The sequence below is a fragment of the Massilia sp. Root335 genome (assembly GCF_001425685.1).
Classification (GTDB): domain Bacteria; phylum Pseudomonadota; class Gammaproteobacteria; order Burkholderiales; family Burkholderiaceae_D; genus Telluria; species Telluria luteola.
The window spans coordinates 287,609-309,598 of record NZ_LMCY01000033.1; the positions used below are offsets into that span (position 1 = coordinate 287,609).

General features: G+C 66.4%; 18 protein-coding genes. 6 read left to right on the top strand and 12 right to left on the bottom strand.

Features of this window, described 5'->3' with window-relative positions:
- Window positions 1-55: 55 nt before the first annotated feature.
- From ASC93_RS19230 to ASC93_RS19240, 3 genes are all read right to left on the bottom strand, one after another.
- Complete coding sequence (locus tag ASC93_RS19230; protein ID WP_056445912.1) at window positions 56-355, bottom strand: hypothetical protein; 300 nt, start codon at window positions 353-355, stop codon at window positions 56-58.
- A gap of 160 nt (window positions 356-515) precedes the next feature.
- Window positions 516-815 carry a hypothetical protein gene (locus tag ASC93_RS19235; protein ID WP_056445915.1) on the bottom strand — a complete coding sequence of 100 codons (300 nt, stop codon included), beginning with the start codon at window positions 813-815 and terminating at the stop codon, window positions 516-518.
- A 183-nt stretch (window positions 816-998) separates the two neighbouring features.
- Entirely contained in the window at window positions 999-3,347 is a 2,349-nt protein-coding gene (locus ASC93_RS19240) for a penicillin-binding protein 1A (RefSeq protein ID WP_229412798.1), read from the bottom strand.
- Window positions 3,348-3,614: 267 nt separating this feature from the next.
- Here ASC93_RS19240 and ASC93_RS19245 point away from each other — a divergent pair, with 267 nt between their 5' ends.
- On the top strand, window positions 3,615-5,870 hold the full coding sequence (locus tag ASC93_RS19245; RefSeq protein ID WP_056445919.1) for an OPT family oligopeptide transporter: 2,256 nt from the start codon (window positions 3,615-3,617) through the stop codon (window positions 5,868-5,870).
- A gap of 242 nt (window positions 5,871-6,112) precedes the next feature.
- Here ASC93_RS19245 and ASC93_RS19250 read toward each other — a convergent pair whose 3' ends face one another.
- A complete protein-coding gene (locus ASC93_RS19250) occupies window positions 6,113-7,009 on the bottom strand; it encodes a LysR substrate-binding domain-containing protein (RefSeq protein WP_056445922.1) in 897 nt (298 codons plus the stop codon).
- 116 nt (window positions 7,010-7,125) lie between these two features.
- Here ASC93_RS19250 and ASC93_RS19255 point away from each other — a divergent pair, with 116 nt between their 5' ends.
- Window positions 7,126-8,055 (top strand): NAD-dependent epimerase/dehydratase family protein, encoded by a 930-nt coding sequence (locus tag ASC93_RS19255; RefSeq protein ID WP_056445925.1) that lies wholly within the window; start codon window positions 7,126-7,128, stop codon window positions 8,053-8,055.
- Window positions 8,056-8,147: 92 nt separating this feature from the next.
- On the opposite strand, the gene ASC93_RS19260 is transcribed toward ASC93_RS19255, so the two are convergent.
- A complete protein-coding gene (locus tag ASC93_RS19260) occupies window positions 8,148-9,650 on the bottom strand; it encodes a peptide MFS transporter (protein WP_056445928.1) in 1,503 nt (500 codons plus the stop codon).
- 236 nt (window positions 9,651-9,886) lie between these two features.
- Between ASC93_RS19260 and ppnN the strand changes: the two genes are divergently transcribed.
- On the top strand, window positions 9,887-11,257 hold the full coding sequence (gene ppnN / locus ASC93_RS19265) for a nucleotide 5'-monophosphate nucleosidase PpnN (RefSeq protein WP_056445931.1): 1,371 nt from the start codon (window positions 9,887-9,889) through the stop codon (window positions 11,255-11,257).
- A 188-nt stretch (window positions 11,258-11,445) separates the two neighbouring features.
- On the opposite strand, the gene lysS is transcribed toward ppnN, so the two are convergent.
- From lysS to prfB, 3 genes are all read right to left on the bottom strand, one after another.
- A complete protein-coding gene (gene lysS, locus ASC93_RS19270) occupies window positions 11,446-12,996 on the bottom strand; it encodes a lysine--tRNA ligase (protein WP_056445934.1) in 1,551 nt (516 codons plus the stop codon).
- Window positions 12,997-13,019: 23 nt separating this feature from the next.
- On the bottom strand, window positions 13,020-13,682 hold the full coding sequence (locus ASC93_RS19275) for an HAD family phosphatase (RefSeq protein WP_056445937.1): 663 nt from the start codon (window positions 13,680-13,682) through the stop codon (window positions 13,020-13,022).
- Between the two features lie 3 nt (window positions 13,683-13,685).
- Window positions 13,686-14,790, bottom strand: a protein-coding gene (gene prfB / locus ASC93_RS19280) for a peptide chain release factor 2 (RefSeq protein WP_157202011.1) whose coding sequence is annotated in 2 segments (ribosomal slippage) — window positions 13,686-14,708 and window positions 14,710-14,790 — 1,104 coding nt in all. Because the reading frame shifts where the segments join, the coding sequence is not laid out codon by codon here.
- Window positions 14,791-14,901: 111 nt separating this feature from the next.
- Here prfB and ASC93_RS19285 point away from each other — a divergent pair.
- Window positions 14,902-16,908, top strand: a complete 2,007-nt coding sequence (locus tag ASC93_RS19285) for a bifunctional 2',3'-cyclic-nucleotide 2'-phosphodiesterase/3'-nucleotidase (protein WP_056445940.1) — start codon at window positions 14,902-14,904, stop codon at window positions 16,906-16,908.
- Between the two features lie 6 nt (window positions 16,909-16,914).
- On the opposite strand, the gene ASC93_RS19290 is transcribed toward ASC93_RS19285, so the two are convergent.
- The 4 genes from ASC93_RS19290 to ASC93_RS19305 all read right to left on the bottom strand — a co-directional run bounded on the left by ASC93_RS19290 (window position 16,915) and on the right by ASC93_RS19305 (window position 19,280).
- Window positions 16,915-17,658, bottom strand: coding sequence for a GAF domain-containing protein (locus ASC93_RS19290; RefSeq protein WP_056445942.1), 744 nt, complete (start codon window positions 17,656-17,658; stop codon window positions 16,915-16,917).
- Window positions 17,659-17,819: 161 nt separating this feature from the next.
- Entirely contained in the window at window positions 17,820-18,140 is a 321-nt protein-coding gene (locus tag ASC93_RS19295) for a DUF2288 domain-containing protein (RefSeq protein WP_056445945.1), read from the bottom strand.
- 18 nt (window positions 18,141-18,158) lie between these two features.
- On the bottom strand, window positions 18,159-18,842 hold the full coding sequence (locus tag ASC93_RS19300) for an RES family NAD+ phosphorylase (RefSeq protein ID WP_056445948.1): 684 nt from the start codon (window positions 18,840-18,842) through the stop codon (window positions 18,159-18,161).
- Window positions 18,843-19,280 (bottom strand): antitoxin Xre-like helix-turn-helix domain-containing protein, encoded by a 438-nt coding sequence (locus ASC93_RS19305; RefSeq protein WP_056445953.1) that lies wholly within the window; start codon window positions 19,278-19,280, stop codon window positions 18,843-18,845.
- Window positions 19,281-19,417: 137 nt separating this feature from the next.
- Between ASC93_RS19305 and ASC93_RS19310 the strand changes: the two genes are divergently transcribed.
- On the top strand, window positions 19,418-19,894 hold the full coding sequence (locus ASC93_RS19310; RefSeq protein ID WP_056445956.1) for a DUF4440 domain-containing protein: 477 nt from the start codon (window positions 19,418-19,420) through the stop codon (window positions 19,892-19,894).
- A gap of 103 nt (window positions 19,895-19,997) precedes the next feature.
- Entirely contained in the window at window positions 19,998-21,842 is a 1,845-nt protein-coding gene (locus ASC93_RS19315; RefSeq protein WP_056445959.1) for a rhamnogalacturonan lyase, read from the top strand.
- Window positions 21,843-21,990: the final 148 nt, after the last annotated feature.

Sequence of the window (21,990 nt, forward strand, 5' to 3'; positions counted from 1 at the left end):
CCATTATAGACGAACAACGTCCGGGCCGCCCTGCGCCGGCCCGTCCGCGGCTGGCTCAGCGCACGCCGGTGCCCGACGTGTTGTCGCCCGAGTTGCCGGTGGCCGTCGCGCCCGAGGCGCTCATGCCCGACGAGGTGCCGGACGAACCGGAGGTCGCGGTGCCCGCCGGCATCGCGCCCGGGCCGCCGGCGCCTTGTACGCCTTCGCCGGCGCCGCCGCTGGAGGTCGCCCCCGACGCCGAGCTGCCGCGCATGCTGTCGCCTGCATTGCCGCCCGCATTGCCGCCCGTGGCGCTGCATGCCGCCAGGCCCAGGGCCATCAGGCCCCCGATCAGGATGCCTCGATACGTTTTCATGATTCGCTCCCGTGATTGAGCAACGCAAACATCATGCGGCGGAGCAGGGCGGTGCAGAATAGGATGGGTACGTGACGCCCTGTAGGATTGGGCGTACGGAGCGATGGTGCGGTGGGGCGATCGTCCGGCCGCGGATGGGCCGGACGGACGGTGGAAGCGATCAGTGGCCGTTGGTGCCCTGGGTGTTGGTGCCCTGGCCGGTGGCGTCCGAGTTGCCGGCGCCGCCGGCGGAGGTCGTGGGCGGGAGGGAATTCGCCGTGCCCGCCGCGCCGGTGACCGGCGTCCCCATCGTGGCGGAATCGGTCGTGCCGGTGGCGCTCGAGCCGGCGCTGCTGGACGTGGCGCCCGCCGACGAGCTGCCGGTCGCGTCGCTGCTGGTCCCGTTGGTGGCGGTCGAGCTGCATGCGGCCAGGCTCATGGCCATCAGGCCGCCGATCAGAAGGGCTTGGTACTTTTTCATCGTTCACTCCTGTTGTAAAAGTGACGCCATCATGGCGGCACACATGCCTGCACGAAATAGGATCAGCCCGTACAGACATGTAGGACTGGACGCACGATCTCTTTGTTTTGTGGCAATGCGCTTGCCAGGGCGCCAACGAAAACGGGCCGCACGCGGCGGCCCGTCGGGGTGGTCGTCGACCGCTCAGAACAGCGTGTTCGACGGCTGCTGCCGCTGCGGCTGCGGTTGTGGTTGAGGCTGCGGTTGCGCCGGCGCCGTGCCCGGCGCGCCGGGCGTGACCGGCGTGACCAGCGGCCCGCCCTCGACCGGCTGCACGGCGTTCGGGTCCGGAGCCTGGTCGAGGTCGATGCCGCCCAGCGCAGGCGTCTCGGCAAACTCGGCGTAGACCCAGTCGTCGTTCTCGCGCACGACGCCGTCCGGCGCCAGGCGCTCTTCCTGCGGCGGCTTCTTGGCAAGCGCCACGCGCATGTAGTCGATCCAGATCGGCAGCGCGACGGTGGCGCCGAATTCGCGCCCGCCCAGCGATTTCGGATCGTCGTAGCCCATCCAGGCGACGGCGACCACGTTGCCGCCATAGCCCGAGAACCACCCGTCCATCGCATCGCTCGTCGTGCCGGTCTTGCCGGCGATGTCCGTGCGGCCGAGCGCCTTCGTCGCTTCCGCGCCGGTGCCGTAGCGGGTCACGTCGCGCAGCATGCTGTCGGTGATGAAGGCGTTGCGCGGATCGAGGACGCGCTGCTCGTCGGTGTGCTCGGCCGGCGGTTTGGTCTGCTGGATGATCTTGCCGTCGGCGTCCTCGATGCGGGCGATCAGGTAGGGCTGCACGCGGTAGCCGCCGTTCGCGAACACGGCGTACGCGCCGGCCATCTGCAGCGGCGTCGCGGCGCCCGTGCCCAGCGCCAGCGTGTAGTTCTGCGGCTGGCGCGCCAGGTCGAAGCCGAACTTGCCGACGAATTCATGCGCATACGGCACCGTGATCGCGCGCAGCAGGCGCACGGACGGCACGTTCTTCGATTCGGCCAGCGCGCGGCGCATCGTGATCGGGCCGTCGTACTTGTTGTCGTCGTTCTGCGGCGACCATGTCCTGCCGGCGTCCTCGCCCGGCATGTCGAGCGGCGCGTCGAGGATGAGCGTGCCCGGCGAATAGCCCTTGTCGACGGCGGCCGAGTAGATGAACGGCTTCATGCCGGAGCCGGGCTGGCGCCAGGCCTGCGTCACGTGGTTGAATTTCTGGAAGTTGTAGTCGAAGCCGCCGACCATCGCGTGGTAGGCGCCGGTATCGGCGTCGATGGCGACGAACGCGGCCGCCACCTGCGGCACCTGCGTCACGCTCCAGTTGCCCTTCGCATCCTTGGCCACGCGGATGATGGCGCCGGGCGTGAGGCGCATGCTCGCCTTCGCGCCGGACGACAGGCCGGCCTGGGCGAATTTCAGGCCCGCGCCGGTGAGGTCGACCATGTCGCCGTCGACCGTCTCCACACGCACCGTCTTGCTCGTCGCCGACAGCACGACGGCCGGGATCAGGCCTTCGCTGACGGGACGCTTGCCGAGGGCGTCGTTGATCGCGTCCTCGCGTTCCGCCGGGTCGGACGGCAGGTCCATGCGGTCTTCCGGACCGCGCCAGCCGTGGCGCTGGTCGTAGGTCAGCACGTTGCGCCGGACCGACGCGTAGGCGGCGTCCTGCTCGGGTTTCAGGATCGTCGTGTAGACCCGGATGCCCTTCGTGTACGCGTCTTCCTTGAACTGGTTGTACACGGCCTGGCGCGCCAGTTCGGCCACGTATTCCGCGTGCGTGCCGAAGTCCTGCACGCCGCGCTGGTTGACGCGCAGCGGCTCGGCCAGCGCTTTCTGGTACTGCTCTTCCGTGATGTAGTTCAGCGCGCGCATGCGGCCCAGCACGGCGTGCTGGCGCTCGCGTGCCCGCTTCGGATTCGCGACCGGATTATGGCGCGCCGGGTTCTGCGGCAGGCCCGCCAGCATCGCCATCTCGGCGACCGAGAGCTGGTCCAGCGTCTTGTTGAAATAGATCCGCGCGGCGCTCGAGAAGCCGTAGGCGCGCTGTCCCAGGTAGATCTGGTTCATGTACAGCTCGAGGATCTCGTCCTTCGACAGCGCGGCCTCGATCTTGTACGCGAGCGCGATCTCGTTGATCTTGCGCGACAGGCGCTTTTCGCGCGACAGGAAGAAGTTGCGCGCCACCTGCATCGTGATCGTGGACGCGCCGCCGGAGCCGAAGCCGCCGCGCAGGTTCGACCCGACGGCGCCCATCGCGCGCTTCCAGTCGATGGCGCCGTGCTCGTAGAAGCGGGCGTCCTCGATGGCGAGCAGCGATTTCTTCATCAGGTCGGGGATCTTCTTGATCGGGACGAAATCGCGATGCTCTTCGCCGAACTCGCCGATGAGGACGTTGTCTGCCGTGTAGACGCGCAGCGGGATCTTGGGCCGGTAGTCGGTGACGGCATCCAGCGCCGGCACGTTGGGCAGGACGCGGAACACGATGTAACCGCCGACGCCGGCGATGAACAGGACGATGACGGCGGCCAGGATGGCCAGTGCCGGAATCAGGAAGCCGCGCTGGCGGAGGGCGCGCGGCGTTGCCGGCTTGCGGGTATTTGTCAAAACAGAACTCTCTTGATGCGGGTCGAAAACCCGTTGGGAGACCGTAACTACGGGCGATGTGCGAAATTATAATCCGCTTTTCTTCCACTACGGCATGTGCGATAGTCACGCTTTCAGGGCCCGTCCGGCGATCCCGACGGTCCTGTTCGTCAATACCCACGCCTGAAGGAAACCCCTCCCATGCCTTATGACCCCAGCCCGCCGGCCGTCAAGCCGTATATTCCGGCGTCCAGCACGCTGCCGGAGCTGACGTGGCGCGCCCTGATCATGGGCACCGTGCTCGGGATGATCTTCGGCGCCTCCTCGCTGTACCTCGTGCTCAAGGTCGGCCTGACCGTCAGCGCGTCGATTCCCGTCGCCGTCATCGCGATCACGCTGTTCGGCCTCGCCAGGAAGGCGGGCGGGCGCGAGGCGACGATCCTGGAGAACAGTATCACGCAGACGGCCGGTTCGGCCGGCGAATCGCTCGCGTTCGGCCTCGGCGTCACCATGCCCGCGATCATGATCCTCGGCTTCGACCTGGAGATCTCGCGCGTGATGCTCGTCGGCGTGCTGGGCGGGCTGCTGGGCATCCTCATGATGATCCCGATGCGCCGCACGATGATCGTCGACCAGCACCGCGAACTGAAATACCCGGAAGGCACGGCCTGCGCCGAAGTGCTGAAGGCGGCGGCGACGGAATCGTCGCGCGAGGCCGCCGGCGAAGTGCGCGCCGCCGGTTCGGACGAGGCGAAGGAAGCGCGCCAGCGCGCCTTCATCATCTTCGGCGGCTTCGGCCTGGGCCTGTTGTACAAGGTGCTCAACATCTCGCTCAAGCTGTGGAAGGACACGGTGAACTTCGTGTTCGACGCGCCGCTGAAAGGCGGTTCGGCCGGCGCCGAGATCTCGCCGGAGCTGCTGGGCGTGGGCTACATCATCGGGCCGCGCATCGCGATGATCATGGCGGGCGGCGGCGTGCTGTCGTACCTGCTGCTGATCCCGATGATCAAATTCTTCGGCGACGCGCTGACGGTGCCGGTGGCGCCGGGCACGATGCTGATCCGCGACATGAGCCCGGACGACGTCCGCAGCGCCTACGTGCTGTACATCGGCGCGGGCGCCGTCGCGGCCGGCGGCCTGATTTCGCTCGTGCGTTCGCTGCCGACGATCTGGAACGGCCTGAAAGGCGGGCTGGCCGGCATCGGCAAAGGCTCGACCGCGGACCTGTCGCTGCGCACCGAGCAGGATATGCCGCTGAAATGGGTGGTCATCGGCTGCCTGGGCATCATCGCCGCGATCACGTTCGCGACGCCGCTGCACATGAATTTGCTGGGCGCGCTGCTGATCCTCGTATTCGGATTTCTCTTTTCGACCGTCTCGTCGCGCCTGACGGGCGAGGTGGGTTCGTCGTCGAACCCGATCTCCGGCATGGCCGTGGCGACGCTGCTGTTCACGTGCCTGATCTTCCTCCTGATGGGCTGGACGGGCGGGCGCTACTACGTGACCGCGCTGTCCGTCGGCGCCATCGTCTGCATCGCGGCCAGCAACGCGGGGACGACGTCGCAGGACCTCAAGACGGGCTTCCTCGTCGGCTCGACGCCCAGGCTGCAGCAATACGCGATCCTCGCGGGCGCGCTCGCGTCGGCGCTGATCCTGGGGCCGATCCTGTTGAAACTGAACGACGCGGGCACCGTGTACGTGCCGGCCGCGCAGGTGGCGCCGCACGTGACGACGGACGCCTCCCGGTTGACGGACACGATGCAGCTGCAAGGCCCGCAGGCGGCCACCGACCACGCGACCTACAAAGTCTGGCAGAAGACGGACACGCACGGCGGCCCCGCCGGCAAATACCTCGTGCGCGCGGACGGCACGCTCGCGTACCTCGTCGACCCGGGCATCAACGGCCAGTACCACACGCGCCCGGACGGTTCCGAGGTCAAGAAATTCGATGCGCCCAAGGCCGTGCTGATGTCGTACATCATCAAGGGCATCCTCGACCACCAGCTGCCGTGGACCCTGGTGCTGTTCGGCGTGATGGTCGCCGTGGTGCTGGAGATGTCGGGCGTGGCGTCGCTCGCGTTCACGGTGGGCGTGTACCTGCCGCTCGTGTCGACCTTGCCGATCGCGGTCGGCGGCATCATCCGCTGGCTCGTCGACCGCCGCAACAACACGCTGCCGCAATACACGGGCCTGTCCGGGGACGAGCTGCAGGCCGCGGGCGACCGCAGCTCGGGCACGCTGCTGGCCTCCGGCTACATCGCCGGCGGCGCGCTGGCGGGCATCATCATCGCCATCACGGCCGGGGTGATGACGGATTTCGACAATACGATGAACAAGTGGGCGGAAGCGGCGAATCCGTTCTTCGCCGGCGCGAGTTCGGACCTGCTGTCGATCCTGCCGTATGCGGCGATCTGCGTGCTGCTGTACGTGGTCGGGCGCGAGAAGGCCGCGAAATGACGGCGTGATCGCGGGCGCGGAGCACTCACCGCATTGGTGGGCTCGGGGAGCCCACCCTACGAACGCGATGTTCACGTAGGGTGGGCACCCGGTGCCCACGACACGCATGAACGGCCGCATCATGTGTCGAGCGTCGCGCGCATCGCCTCCGATCCAATGGTGGGTTCGGGGAGCCCACCGTACGAACGCAATGTTCACGTAGGGTGGGCACCCCGTGCCCACCGAACGCACGCCCGCCCACGTCACGTGTCGAGTGTCGCGCGCATCGCCGCCATCTCGGCCACGATCCAGTCGCGGAAATGCCGGATCTTCGTCATCGCCTCCTTGTGCGGATTGACGAGGAGCCGGTAGCCGTAGCCGAACTGCGCGCTCCTGCACGCGAGCTGCAGGAGCGTGCCGGCGCGGATGTCCTCGAACGCGATCCCGTACGGCACGAGGCCGATGCCCTGGCCGGCCACGGCCGCCTGCGCCAGTACGCCCCAATGGCTGTACGTACGTGAAAAATCGTAGTCGCCCTTCAGCGCGCGGTTTTCGTTCAGCAGTTGCAGCCAGCCCTCCGGCGTGCGCTCGCACAGCAGCGGAAAGCGGGTGAGGTCCTGCAGCTGCAGCGCGTCCTGGCCGTCGGCCAGCAGGTCGGGGCTGTACACGGGCACGAGGCGCTCGCGGAACAGCAGCGCGGGGTCGCCGTCCTTCACGGGGCCGTAGCGGATCGCCACATCGACGGCATCGTCCTCGATGTCGACCGGCGTGTCGTTCGAATCGATGCGCAGGTCCAGTTCCGGATGCAGCTTCGTGAAGCGCGACATGCGCGGCACGAGCCACTTGATCGCGAACGAGTGCGTCGTCGAGATGCGCAGCACGGCTTCGTCGCTGCCGCGCTGCAGGGCCGCCACCTTGGCGCCCAGGTCGGCCAGCATGCGCGCCACGGCGATCGCCAGTTCCTGGCCCTTGGCCGTCAGTGCGATGTGGCGCGGATGCCGCACGAACAGGGCAAAACCGACGGCTTCCTCGAGCTGCTTGACCTGCAGGCTGACGGCGGCCGGCGTCTTGTGCAGCTCGCGCGCGGCCAGCTTGAAGCTGCCCCAACGCGCGGCGCATTCGAAATCGATCAGGCCGGAGAGGCTGCGCAGCGGCCTCACCGCTCACTCCAGCATAAGTTTTTCTTACTCATAACATTTATTTTTCTAGTTTGAACAATTGCGGTTCTGGTTACAGAATATAGCGGATCGACGACGACGTGCCTAAGGAAAACTTCATGACCAAGAACATCCTGGTGATCGGTGGGACCCGTTACATCGGCAGGCTGCTGGTGCAGCGCCTGCTGCGCGCCGGGCATCGCGTGACCGTGGCGACGTGCGGTTACGCGCCCGACCCGTTCGGCGAGCGCATCGCGCGCGTGCGCGTCGACCGCCGCAACGAGACCGCCATGCGCAACGCGTTCGCCCATGCCGGGCCGTTCGACGTCGTCTACGACCAGATGTGCTACAACCCGCTCGACGCCGCCATCGCCGTGCGCACGTTCGCGGGCAGGGTGGGGCGCTACGTGATGGCGTCGACGATCGACGCCTACCGCGTCCTCGGCTACGACCACGGCCGGCCGTTGACGGAATCGGACCTCGCCATCGAGGCGCAGACGATCGACACGGGCTACCCCTGGCACGACCCGTGCCGCGCCACCGAGTGCTATGTCGCGGGCAAAGTGCAGGCCGAGGCCTATCTCGTGCGCGATGGTTCGCTGCCGCTCGTCGTGCCGCGCCTGGCGCACGTGCTGGGCGGACCGGAAGATTTCACGGGCCGCCTCGCGCACTACGTGGAACTGGCGCGGATGAACGGCGTCCTGGAATATGCGAACGCGGACGCCGCCCTGTCGTTCCTGCCGCTGCGGGGCGCGGCCGATTTCCTCGTCTGGGTCGGGATGCAGTCGTTCACGGGGGCGGTCAACGGAGCGTGCGACGGCGCGCTGTCGGCGGCCCGCCTGTTCGAGCGGGTCGGCGCCGTGCTCGATACGCCGGTGCGCACCCGCCGTGGCGCGGCGGGATCGCCGCCGGGCCGCCTGTCGCCGTTCGACGTGCCGGGCCCGATGGTGCTCGACACGGCGCGCGCGCAGGCGCTCGGCTACCGGTTCGGGGATTGCGACGAGTGGATCGACGATACGATCCAGTTGCACGACCTGGCGTTCGTGTAGGGTGCCCACGCCAAGGCCAACGCGATGCATGCGTCACGCGTGGGCATGGGATGCCCACCCTACGTAAAACGTCGGCCTGAGAGGCCGTCGTTTTACTTCACGCCGTGCATCAGTTTCTGGATCAGCGGCGCGATCAGGAACAGCAGCACGCCGGCGCCGATCAGGGCCCAGAAGCCGAACGTGTAGCCGGACAGCGCCGATTCCACGGTCATGCCTTTTTCGCCCGATACGACCGACGCGAAGATGCCCGAGAGGTTGTTGCCGATGCCGGTCGACAGGAACCAGCCGCCCATGCCCAGGCCGACGAGGCGGGTCGGGGCCAGCTTGGTCACCATCGACAGGCCGATCGGCGACAGGCACAGCTCACCGACGGACTGGATCACGTAGACCATGAACAGGGTCCAGAACGGGATCTTGCTGTCCGGGCCGACGAGGTGCTGCAGGGCGAACATCAGCAGCAGGAAGGCGAGGCCGTTGAAGATCAGGCCGAGGCCGAACTTGCGCGGGATCGACGGGTTCTTGCGGCCCATCGCGACCCACACGGAGGCGACGATTGGTGCGATCACGATGATCGCGAGCGTGTTCACGGACTGGAACCAGCCGGTCGGGAAGGTCCAGCCGCTGAAGTCGCGGCGCACGATGTATTCGGCCAGGAAGGTGAACGAGCTGCCGGCCTGCTCGAAGAAGCACCAGAACATCACGTTGAAGAAGAAGATGACGAGCATGGCGATCGTCTTGTCGCGCACGACCGCGCCGCCGCGGATGCCTTCCACCATCAGCATGATCGCGAGGATGATGAAGAGGACCGACAGCAGGCCTTGCAGCTTTTCCGCGCCCAGTTTCAGCACGAAGTAGACGACGGGGATGACGACGAACGAACCGATGATGACGCCGACGAGGCGCATCGGGCTGCCGAGCGGTCCGGTGGCGGCGCCGATGCCCTTCAACATGCGGCGGCCGATCTGGAACCAGATCAGCGACAGGATCATGCCGACGCCGGCCGCGAAGAACACGACCTTGTAGGCCGGGACGCCGCTCTGGCCGGACATGCTCTCGGCCAGGACGCCCGTGAGGATCGGGGCGAGGAAGCCGCCGCCGTTGATGCCCATGTAGAAGATCGTGAAGCCGGAGTCGCGGCGCTGGTCGTTGATCCCGTACAGCTGGCCGACCATCGCGGAGATGTTCGGCTTGAACATGCCGTTGCCGACGATGATGGTGGCGAGGCCCAGCTTGAAGACGTCGGGATTCGGCACCGTGATGGCGAACAGGCCGAGCACCATGAACGCGGCGCCGACGAGGATGGAACGCTGGTAGCCGATCACACGGTCGGCGATGTAGCCGCCGAACACGGCGCCGGCATACACCAGGGCGAGGTAGGAGCCGTAGGTCAGGTTGGCGTCGGCCTGGCCCACGCCGCTGCCGCCGTAGAACTGGGCGACGATGTAGAGCACAAGGGCCCAACGGATGCCGTAGAAAGCGAAACGTTCCCAGAATTCGGTCATGAACAGCATCCACAGCGGCGCCGGGTGCCCCATGATCTGTCTGAATTCCGGTACCGCTCTCGGTTCGGCGGTTGTAGTAGCTGCACCGCTCATGCGGTTCCTCCCCTATCTTTATAAGAATGATTGCGTTTTTCGGGGCATGGCCGGCCTGGGTAAGGATGGCTGCCCAGCGTCGCATTTTAGTGTAAATCGTGCATGCCGGGCCAGCTTTTTACGGCTCATCCGTATGGCGAATCGGCATAAACGAAATGGAGGACGCAAACTCGTGTGACTTGTCGTATATTGGAGCAAAAGCGACACTGATTCACAGAAGAGGAAAGGAACCAACCATGAATTACGACGTTGTCGATACGCTGATTTCTCCGGAAGGACGGCTGGAAGTCCTGTCGAAGGCCGAGGTGTCCAAGCTCCTCGATACGAGCCAGGGTGGGCTGTACCAGATCTTCCGCAAATGCGCGCTGGCGGTGCTCAACTCCGGCAGCTCGATCGACGACGGCAAGGAACTGCTCGAGCGCTACAAGGATTTCGACATCAAGATCATCCAGCGCGAACGCGGCATCAAGCTCGATATCCGCGGCGCGCCCGCGCACGCCTTCGTCGACGGCAAGATGATCAAGGGTATCCACGAGCACCTGTTCTCGGTCCTGCGCGACATCGTCTACGTGAACTTCGAGGTGACGGACAATCCGCGCTTCGACCTCACGCGCCCGGAAGGCATCACGGATGCCGTCTTCCACATCCTGCGCAACGCCAACGTGATCCAGCCGCAGCGCAATCCGAACCTCGTCGTGTGCTGGGGCGGCCACTCGATCAATCGCGTCGAGTACAACTACTCGAAGCACGTGGGCTACCAGCTGGGACTGCGCGAACTCGATATCTGCACGGGCTGCGGCCCGGGCGCGATGAAGGGCCCGATGAAGGGCGCCACCATCGGCCACGCCAAGCAGCGCCTGCAGGGCGGCCGCTATCTCGGCATCTCGGAACCGGGCATCATCGCGGCCGAATCGCCGAACCCGATCGTCAACGACCTCGTGATCATGCCCGACATCGAGAAGCGCCTGGAGGCCTTCGTGCGCGTGGGCCACGGCATCATCGTGTTCCCGGGCGGTGCCGGCACGGCGGAGGAGATCCTGTACATCCTCGGCATCCTGCTCCACCCGGACAATGCGGAACTGCCGTTCCCGCTCGTCTTCACGGGACCGGCGACGGCGCGTGCCTATTTCGAACAGATCGACCAGTTCATCGGCCTGACCCTCGGCCCGGACGCGCAGCGCCGCTACAAGATCATCGTCGACGACCCTGACGCCGTGGCGCGCGAGATGCAGACCGGTATCCGCCAGGTGCGCGAGTTCCGCAAGTCGCGCAGCGACGCGTACTACTTCAACTGGGGCCTGCGGATCGACCCGGAATTCCAGAAGCCGTTCCGCCCGACCCACGAGAACATGCGCAACCTGTCGCTGCATAAGAACCAGGAGACGCACCTGCTGGCCGCGAACCTGCGCCGCGCATTCTCGGGCGTCGTCGCGGGCAACGTGAAGGAAGAGGGCATCCGCGCGATCGAGCAGTTCGGCAAGTTCGAGATCCACGGCGAGAACGAGATCATGGCGCCAATGGATGCGTTGCTGCAGTCGTTCGTCGAACAGAGCCGCATGAAGTTGCCGGGCAAGGAGTATGTGCCTTGCTATCGGGTGGTTCGCTAAGATAAATAACGCAAGAACACCGTCATCCCCGCGGAGGCGGGGATCCAAGTTGCGCGCGTTGCGGCTGCGCGTACAAATTGGGTCCCTGCCTTCGCAGGGACGACGTTTTGAGGTAGCCACATATAAGAAAGGCGCGGACGATTCAACGTCCGCGCCTTTTTTCGTGATGCGTCACCTGCCTGTGGCGGTCAATCTTCCTTGCGCAGGTGCGGGAACAGCAGCACGTCGCGGATGTTCGGCGAGTCGGTGATGATCATCATGAGGCGATCGATGCCGATGCCGCAGCCGCCCGTCGGGGGCATGCCGTATTCCAGCGCGCGGATGTAGTCGGCGTCGTAGTACATCGCCTCCTCGTCGCCCGCGTTCTTCGCTTCCACCTGCGCCAGGAAGCGCGCCGACTGGTCTTCCGGGTCGTTCAGCTCGGAGAAGCCGTTGGCGATCTCGCGGCCGACCATGAACAGCTCGAAGCGTTCCGTGATGCCCTCGCGCGTGTCCGACGCGCGCGCCAGCGGCGACACTTCGACCGGGTAGTCGATGATGAACGTCGGTTCCCACAACTGCGCTTCCGCCGTCTCTTCGAACAGCGACAGCTGCAGCGCGCCCAGGCCCGAGATGGCGTGCGGCTTGACGCCGAACTTCGCCAGTTCCGCCTTCAGGAACGCCATGTCGTGCAGCTGTTCGTCCGTGTAGTGCGGCGCGAACTTGTTGATGGCCTGGACGATCGTCAGGCGGTGGAACGGCTTGGACAGGTCCAGCGCGCGGCCGCCGTAGGTCAGTTCGGCGGTGCCGTGGGCGTCGATGGCGGCCTGGCGGATCACGGCTTCCGTGAAGTCCATCAGCCACTTGTAGTCGGTCCACGCGGCGTAGAACTCCATCATCGTGAATTCCGGATTGTGGCGGATCGACACGCCCTCGTTGCGGAAGTTGCGGTTGATCTCGAACACGCGGTCGAAGCCGCCCACGACGAGGCGCTTCAGGTACAGCTCGGGCGCGATGCGCAGGAACATCTGCATGTCCAGCGCGTTGTGATGCGTGATGAACGGCTTCGCGGCGGCGCCGCCCGGGATCGCGTGCAGCATCGGCGTCTCGACTTCCATGAAGCCGTGGTCCTGCATGAAGCGGCGGATCGACGAGATGGCGGCGGTGCGCGCCTTGAACGTGCGGCGCGTTTCCTCGTTCATGATCAGGTCGACGTAGCGCTGGCGGTACTTCGTTTCCTGGTCGGCGAGGCCGTGGAACTTGTCCGGCAGCGGGCGCAGGGCCTTCGTGATCAGGCGGAGCAGGGTGACCTTCACGGTCAGCTCGTCGGTCTTGGTCTTGAACAGCGTGCCTTCGACGCCGAGGATGTCGCCCAGGTCGTAGTGGCGCAGCGCTTCCATCGCTTCCTCGCCCGTGTTGTCGAGGGTGACGTAGATCTGGATGCGGCCGTCGGCGCGCGGGCCGGATGCGTCCTGCAAGGTCGCGAAAGCGGCCTTCTTGCCGGCTTCGCGCTTGAGCATCATGCGGCCCGCCAGCACGACCCGCTGCGGCTCGGCTTCCAGTTGTTCGCGCGTCCAGCCGCCGAACTGCTCGGTGAGGTCGGCCGACTTGTGCTGCGGGACGAAGTCGTTCGGGAAGGCGATGCCTTTTTCGCGGATGGCGGCCAGCTTGACGCGGCGCTCGGCGATGATCTTGTTGTCTTCGGCCGCGAGGTTCGTTGGCTCGTTGCCCGGTTGCTGTTCTTGGTTTTCGGTGCTCATGTCAGGTATCGGTCTGGTAGGAATTACGGGGTGCCGAGCAGGTCGCCGACGTTCAGTTCTTCATAGTGCTCGACGATGCGCACGACGTTGTCGAATTCGCGGAAGGCCTCGGCCGGCAGCGTGGTCGTGATGACGACCGCGCGCATGCCGGCGCGGCGCGCCGCTTCCACGCCCATCGGCGCGTCCTCGAACACGATGCAGTCCGCGGGCGGCACGCCGAGCTTCTCGGCCGCCTTCAGGAAGACGTCCGGATGCGGCTTGCCGCGCGCGACGTCGGCCGCGCCGACGACCGCGTCGAAGTGGCGGCGCAGGTCCAGTTCGTCGAGCGTGAAGACGATGTTCGCGGGCGGGGCCGACGTCGCCACCGCCAGCCGCACGCCTTGCGCGCGCGCGCTCGCCACGAAGGCCTCGAAGCCCTGGATCGCGCCGCGGTGCGGACCGTAGATCTCGCGGTACAGCACGTCCTTCTCCTGCGCCAGCACGGCGATCTCGTCGTCCGGGATGTCCGGGCCGAGGCGCTCGCGCAGGATCTCGCGGCCCTGGGCGCCGGCCGTCTCGCGGAAGAACGCGTCGGGGTCGTACGTCTTGCCGCGGCGGGCGAAGAACGCCAGCCACGACTCGGTGTGGAACGCCATGTTGTCGACGATGGTGCCGTCCATGTCGAAGATGAAGGCGGGCTTCGTCATGCCTTACACGCCTTGCTTCAGCGAGGCGGAAATGAAGTCGTCGAGGTCGCCGTCCAGCACGTTCTTCGTGTTGCCGGTCTCGAAGCCCGTGCGCAGGTCCTTGATGCGCGACTGGTCGAGGACGTACGAACGGATCTGGTGGCCCCAGCCCACGTCGGTCTTCGAGTCTTCCAGCTTCTGCTGCTCGGCCATGCGCTTGCGCAGTTCGAGCTCGAACAGCTTGGCGCGCAGCATGTCGAACGCCTCGGCCTTGTTGCGGTGCTGCGAGCGGTCGTTCTGGCACTGCACGACGATGCCCGACGGCGCGTGCGTCAGGCGCACCGCGGAGTCGGTCTTGTTGATGTGCTGGCCGCCGGCGCCGGACGCGCGGTAGGTGTCGATGCGGACGTCGGCCGGATTGATCTCGATCTCGATCGATTCGTCGACTTCCGGGTACACGAAGATCGACGAGAACGACGTGTGGCGGCCGTTGGCCGAATCGAACGGCGACTTGCGCACGAGGCGGTGCACGCCCGTTTCCGTGCGCAGGTGGCCGTAGGCGTATTCGCCCTCGACCTTGATGGTGGCCGTCTTGATGCCGGCGACCTCGCCCTCGGACAACTCCATCACCTCGGCCTTGAAGCCCTTGCGCTCGCAATAGCGCAGGTATTGGCGCATCAGCATCGATGCCCAGTCCTGGGCCTCGGTGCCGCCGGCGCCGGCCTGGATGTCGATGAAGCAGCTGGCGTGGTCCATCGGGTTGCTGAACATCCGGCGGAATTCCATCTGCTCGATCACTTTCGCGATCTCGCCGGCATCGGCTTCCACGGCTTCGATGGTGGCGTCGTCGCCTTCCTCGCGCGCCATCTCGAACAGATCGGCCGCGTCGCCCAGGTCGGCGCGCGCCTTTTCCAGCGTCAGGACGACGCCTTCCAGCGCCTTCTTCTCGCGGCCCATGTCCTGGGCGCGTTTCTGGTCGTTCCAGATCGCCGGATCTTCGAGCTCCTGGTTGACCTGCTCTAACTTCTCCGCTTTGCGGTCGAAGTCAAAGATACCTCCGAAGTTCGGCTTCACGGCTGGTCAGGTCGTTCAGCAGGGCGGAGAGGGCATTGATGCGTTCAGCTTCCATGGTCTTTGGCAAATTTTATTGGTTGAATCGAACCCACGATTATACCGTAATGGAAGGCGCTCCCGTGCGCGCCTTGCCGTGCGCCACGGCGCTGGCTTATGATGCCTGCCCATGACGCCCCGCCTTTCCCATCTGTTTGCGCTGATTCCCGTGGCCGCGGCCGTGTCCGCCCTGGCCGCGCCGGTGGCGCCCGGCACCCACGCCACGCTCGCGATCCTGGAGACGACCGACCTCCACGCGAACGTCGTCGGCTACGATTATTTCAAGCTCGCGCAAGACCCCTCGTTCGGCCTGGACCGCACTGCGACGCTGATCGCCCAGGCGCGGCGCGAGTTTCCGAACACGGTGCTGCTCGATGACGGCGACACGATCCAGGGCACGGCGCTGGGCGATTACCAGGCCCTCGTCGCCCCCGTGAAGTGCGGCGAGCTGCCGGCCATCTACCAGGCGATGCAACGGCTCGGCTATGACGGCGGGAGCGTCGGCAACCACGATTTCAACTACGGCCTGGGCTATCTCGGCCAGGTGACGGGCACCCGTTTCGACGTCCCCGGCATCGAGCAGCCCGCCAAACCGTGCGCCGGCCCCGGCTTTCCGATCGTGCTCGCGAACGTCTACAGCGTCAAGACGCACGCGCCGCTGTTCGCGCCGTACCGCATCATCGCCAAGCGCGTGCGGGCCGAGGACGCGGATGGGCATCCCGTCGAGGCGACGGTAAGGATCGGCATCATCGGCTTCACGACGCCCACGATCATGGCGTGGGACAAGCGCGCGCTGGAAGGCCGCGTCTACACGGAAGGCCTCGTCGAGACGGCACGCCGCTACCTGCCGGAGATGCGCAGCCAGGGCGCCGACCTGATCGTCGCCATCTCGCACGGCGGCCTGGACGCGAGCCCGTATTCGCCGACGATGGAGAACGGCAATTACTACCTGGCGCAAGTGGCCGGCATCGATGCGCTGCTGATGGGTCATGCGCACCAGCTGTTCCCGAATCCGGCGAGCAAGGTCGCGCAGTTCGACCTGCCGCACGTCGACAAGGTGCGCGGCACCGTGTTCGGCGTGCCGGCCGTGATGGCGAACCTGTGGGGCAAGAACCTGGGTGTGATCCGCTTCGACCTGCGCCACGACGGCAAGGGCTGGACGATCAACCGCGACCGGACCGTCGTCGAGACGCGCGCCACGCAGCAGCCCGACAAATCGTATGTCGCCGCCGATCCGGCCGTGCTGGACAGGGTGCGCGCCGCCCACGAGGCGACGATCCGTTACGTGCAGACGCCGGTCGGCAGCACGGATTTCCGCATGTCGACGTACTTCGCCGACGTGGGCGATCCGTCCGCCATCCAGGCCGTCAACGCGGCGCAGGCGGACTATGTGCGCGAGTACGTGAAGGCGAATCTGCCGCAATACACGGACGTGCCCGTGCTGTCCGTCTCGGCCGCGTTCAAGTCCGGCGCGGCGGGACCAGGCGATTACACGGACGTGGCGCCCGGCAGCCTCGCGCTGAACAATGCGGCCGACCTGTACCTGTATCCGAACGCGCTGTATGCGGTCAAGGTCGACGGGGCGGGATTGAAGGCGTGGCTGGAACATGCGGCGGGACGCTTCAACACCATCGATCCGGCGCGGACGGCGCCGCAGGAACTCGTCAACGGCGGATTTCCCAGTTTTAACTTCGACATGGTCACGTCGCCCGACCTGCGCTACGAGATCGACGTGACGCGGCCGGCCGGCCAGCGCATCCGCAACCTGGCGTGGCGGGGCAAGCCCGTCGCCAGCGACCAGGCCTTCCTCGTCGCGACCAATAACTACCGCGCGAGCGGCGGCGGCAGCTTCCCCGGCCTGGACGGCAGCCGGACCGTGATCGCGGCGCCGGACACGAACCGCGACGTGCTGATCGCGTGGATCCGCGCGCACAAGCGGCTCACGCGGGCCGCGGACGGCGCGGCGCGCAGCTGGCGCTTCGCACGGGCAAGGACGGCGGGGCCGGTCGTGTTCCACGCGCCGCCGGGCAAGCTGGACCTGGCGCGCGCCGCCGGGCTCGACAACGTGTCGGCACTGCGGGAGGACGACGGCCAGGGCAAGGGGTTCGCGTTGTACGCGGTCGACCTGGCGAAATGAGGACGCTCAGTTGCGCAGGACGCGGCCCGTGGCCTGGATCTCGCTCGAGGCGATCTCGGCCAGGTCGATGAGGCTTTGCACTTCGGCCGCGCGCAGGCGGCGCGGTTCGCGGTCGATCACGCACAGCGTGCCGAGCGGCTGGCCGGACTTGTCGCGCAGCGGCACGCCGGCATAGAAGCGGATGTGCGGTTCCTGCAGCACGAGTGGATTGCTGCGGAAGCGCTCGTCTTCCATGGCGTCTTCGACGACGAATACTTCGTTCTTGAGGATCGCGTGCGAGCAGAACGCCCAGTCGCGCGGCGTCTCGCGCGCGGCGAGGCCGGTGCGGGCCTTGAACCATTGGCGGGTCGAGGTCAGCAGGGAGATCAGGGCGATCGGCGAACCGGTCACCATCGAGGCCAGGCGCACGAGGCGGTCGAAGCGGGCTTCCTGGTCGGTGTCGACGAGGCCGGTGGCGGCCAGCGCGGCCAGGCGCGCGCGCTCGTTGGCGCCGACCGGGTAGCCGGCCTGAGGCGCCGGCTGGTATTCCTTGTCCGTGCTCGGGTTCGGGGTCGAGCGTGCCGGGTCGTCGCCGTGCATCAAGCCTTGCACGAGGCTCAGGCGCGTGCGGCGGTGTCCGCCGGGTGTCTTCCAGGATTCGATTGCGCCGCTTTCCATCCAGATCTGCACGGTGCTCGTCGCCACGCCCAGCAGGCGTGCCACTTCGCTCGTGGTCAGGATCGGGTCGTCTTCTTGTAAGTTGCTTTGCATAAACATCCTCATTACCGTCAGTATAGCGGATTCGGAGGGGTTCCATTTCTTAAAATATAGTTGCGATATGGAACGTGTTTCTAAGCCAACATTTCCAATCGATTTTACATTTTCGTGCGCAATGTGACATTAACGGAATGGGCGCGGCGCAGGCGCGCCGCTCAATGGACGGCGTGGCGTTCCGGCTGCACGAGCACGAACGGGCTGACGACGGACGCCCACAGCAGGGTATCGGCGGCCTGCCACGTGCTGGCCTGCACGTCGGATACTTTGGCGATCTTGCCTTCGGTCATCCATTGGGTGATCGCGGCCTTGTCGTCGTGGGCGATGCGCACGGCGACTTCGACGAGGTCCAGCGCTTCGCTCACGTAGACGACGGCGCCGTGGGCGAAATGGCGTTCCAGTTCGGACCAGTGCACGCGGGCGGTTTCGCGGTTGATCTTGTCGTGCAGTTCGTTGTCTTTGAGCGGATCGGTTTTCATGAGCTTGGTGGTCGTGATTCAGAGGCGTTCGACGGCGGGACGCGGCGAACCCGCCCATGTTAACCGATATGCATGGCCCTTGCGGACATTGCCGACCAGCGCCGGGCGGAAGCACGCGAGGTTCGTGCCGTCGGGCCGGCGTACGCTCGGGTAGATGACGCCCATCGAGCCCGCGTCCAGCAGGTCGGCGGCCAGCGCCTGCGAGGCGACGTAGCTGTCCGGGGCAAGGCAGTCGTGCCAGGCGTCGGCACCGCGCAGGTCGTGGAAGGTGGCACTGAAGTCGGCCAGCAGCGCCTGGTAATTCACGCTGTCGTCGAAGCGGCCGATCTCCTGGTATTCGACGGCCTTGTGGAACGCCACCTCGACCAGCGCCGTCTCGGCGTCGAACGCGCAATACCACGCGCCCCGTTCGCCGTCGTTGAAGCGGCTGCCTTCCGGACGCGCATACGCATAGGCCGCGTTGATGATGCGGAAATTCGGCACGCCAAACACGAGCTCATCCACGCCGATGCCGGGCAGCAGGCCGGATTCGCCGCGCAGGCGATCGTTGGTGGCATTGTCGAGGTCGAACAGGTCGCGCAGCATGCCTTCGCCGTCGGCCAGCGGGGCCAGCACGGAATCCTCGAGGTCGGCGAAGCGCGAGGGGATCAGGCGGCACGTGTCGAACTGCCGCAGCGCCGTCAGGCGGGGGATCAGTTTCACTCACAGTCCTCCGCGGCGGGCGTCGAGGAGCCGGCGCACGGTCTGCATCGCCAGCAGGCCGCCGCCCAGCATATAGGCCAGCGGGGTGCGGCCGTTGAAGATCGGATTGGTATTCGGGAGGTGGGCCCATTCGTCGGCGAGCTTGTCGCCGTACAGGATGTGCAGGGCCTTGTAGATGCCGAGCAGGTAGGAAATGCGTGTGATGCGGTCGACTTCGAGCACCCGTGCGGGGTGCTTCTTCCATTCGTAGAACGACGACGACGACAGGCCGCCGAGCAGCTCGCGCGCATCCTCGTCGCGGATCCGCCAGGCGTCGGCGAGCCGGAAGAATCCTTTCAGGGCCGACTCGGACAACCGTTCGCGCTCGGAGCGGGCGGACAGGTCGACGAGTACCGCCGGCTCGAACCGGCTCTTGGGGTAGGCGTAGGCGAAGCTCATGAGGAATCCTCCGGTTTTGGATTATATATACTCCGCTTCCGGATATCGTGCAAGCGTCTTGTGCAAAGCGAATTGCCATGCCAGAATGCAAAGCTTGTCAAACCATCATCCTGGCAAACGACGAAAAGGGGGGCGCGATGCGTCTGCTGTCGATTGGGGTCATGTGCATCAGCATGCTGATGCTGGCTATGGCGAGCGCGGCGCGGCCGTCGCACGACGAGCTGAAGAAACAGGTGGCCGATACGGAACGCGCCTTCGCCGCCACGATGAAGGCGCGCGACCACGCCGCGTTCATCGCTTTCCTGGCCGACGAGGCCATCTTCTTTTCCGGCGCGACGGCACTGCGTGGGCGCGACCGTATCGCCGACGCATGGCGCAAATACTATCAGGGCGAGCGCGCGCCGTTCTCGTGGGAGCCCGAGCAGGTGGAGGTGGTGGAATCGGGCACGCTGGCCTATAGCGGCGGGCCGGTCTACGACGCCGCCGGCAAGGTGGTGGGGCGCTTCAATTCGATCTGGCGGCTGGAAGCCCCCGGGCGCTGGAAGATCGTGTTCGACCGGGGCGAGGCGCCACCGTGCCGCTGCGGGACCAAACCCGCCGAACAGAAGGACTGAGCGTCCCCGCGCTCAACAATGTGACTAGTTGCTCGTGCCGAGTTGACACTCTCCAGCCCTGTCCCGATACTCGTCCGCACCCCAACGACGAGAGGCAGGAGACATGGACAAGCCCACGATTCGCACCTATGCACCGATCGCACTGCTGGCGCTCACGCTGACGCAGTCCGCCTTTGCCGCGCAAGGCAAGCAGGTCGAAAAACTCGATCGCGGCGTCATCGCCATCGCGACCGGCAGCGGCGTCTTCATCAGCTGGCGCGTGCTGGGCGTCGACGACCCCGACACCCGCTTCAACCTCTACCGCGACGGCGTGCGCCTGAACGATGTCCCGCTCGAGGCGAGCAATTTCACGGACGCCGCCGGCTCCCCGGCGGCGCATTATGCCGTGCGGCCCGTCGTCAAGGGGCAGGAAAAGAAGGACGAGCCGGCCGCGGCGACCTGGAACCAGCCGTTCCTGCGCATTCCGGTGCAGCGGCCCGCGGGCGGCGTCACGCCCAAGGGCGAAGCGTACACCTACGACATCAACGACGGCACGCCGGCCGACCTGGACGGCGACGGCCAGTACGAGCTGATCGTCAAATGGCAGCCGACCAATGCCAAGGACAATTCGCAGTCGGGCTATACGGGCAACACCTATGTCGACGCGTACAAGCTCGACGGCACCCGCCTGTGGCGCATCGATCTCGGCCGCAACATCCGCGCCGGCGCCCATTACACGACGATGGTGGCCTACGACCTCGACGGCAACGGCAGGGCCGAGGTGATGCTCAAGACCGCCGACGGCACCGTCGACGGCCAGGGCAAGGTGATCGGCGACGCCAGTGCGGACTACCGCAATGCCAACGGTTATATCCTGTCCGGTCCCGAGTTCCTGACCGTGTTCGACGGCCGCACCGGCCGCGCGCTGGCGACCACGAACTACCTGCCGGCGCGCGGTTCGGTGGCGGCGTGGGGCGACAGCTACGGCAACCGCGTCGACCGGTTCCTGGGCGGTGTCGCCTACCTGGACGGCCGCCGTCCCAGCGCCGTGTTCTCGCGCGGCTACTACACCCGCGCCGTCGTCGCCGCCTGGGACTACCGCGACGGCGTCCTGTCCAGCCGCTGGGTGTTCGACACGGACAAGGAGGGCAGCGCCGTGCGCGGCCAGGGATCGCACTGGTTCGCGGTGGCGGACGTCGACGGCGACGGCCGCGACGACATCGTCTACGGCGCGGCCGCGATCGGCAGCGACGGGCATATGTTGTACAGCACCGGCCTGTGCCACGGCGACGCGCTGCACGTGGGCAAGCTCGATCCGGCCCGCGCCGGCCTGCAGGCGTATATGGTGCACGAAACGCCATCCTGCTATGGCGCCTACGGCTCCGAGATGCACGACGCGGGCACGGGCCGGATACTGTGGGGCGTCAGCGGCAGCGGCGCCGACGTCGGTCGCGGCGTGTGCGCGGACGTCGATCCGAACTATCTCGGCGAGGAATGCTGGGCGGCGCGCGGCGGCCTGATGGCGGCCAACGGCCACCAGATCACCACCAAACGGCCCAGCAACATGAACTTCGCCAGCTGGTGGGATGGCGACCTGGGCCGCGAGCTGCTCGACGGCACCGCCATCAACAAGTGGCAGCCGGCGACGGCCAGCGTGGTGCGCCTGCTGGATGGCGCGCCGTTCGGGGCGGCCTCGAACAACGGCACCAAGGCCACGCCGGTGCTGTCGGCCGACATCCTGGGCGACTGGCGCGAGGAAGTCGTGTGGCGCACGGCCGACAACTCGGCGCTGCTCGTGTTCAGCACGACGACGCCGACCACGGCGCGCATCCCGACCCTGATGCACGATCCGCAATACCGCGCGCAGGTGGCAGGGCAGAACGCCGGCTACAACCAGCCGCCGCATCCGAGCTATTACCTGGGCGCGGGCATGGGGCCGGTGGTGCAGGCGCCGATTTTTACGCGTTAGGTCCGCAGCCTGAACGACCGCTCAAGTATGAAGACGTCGTCCCCGCGAAGGCGGGGATCCAAGTTGTTCGCGTTATCGTGACGCATGCAAAATTGGGTTCCCGCCTGCGCGGGAACGACGATTGTAAGCCGGTGGACTGATGTGTGAG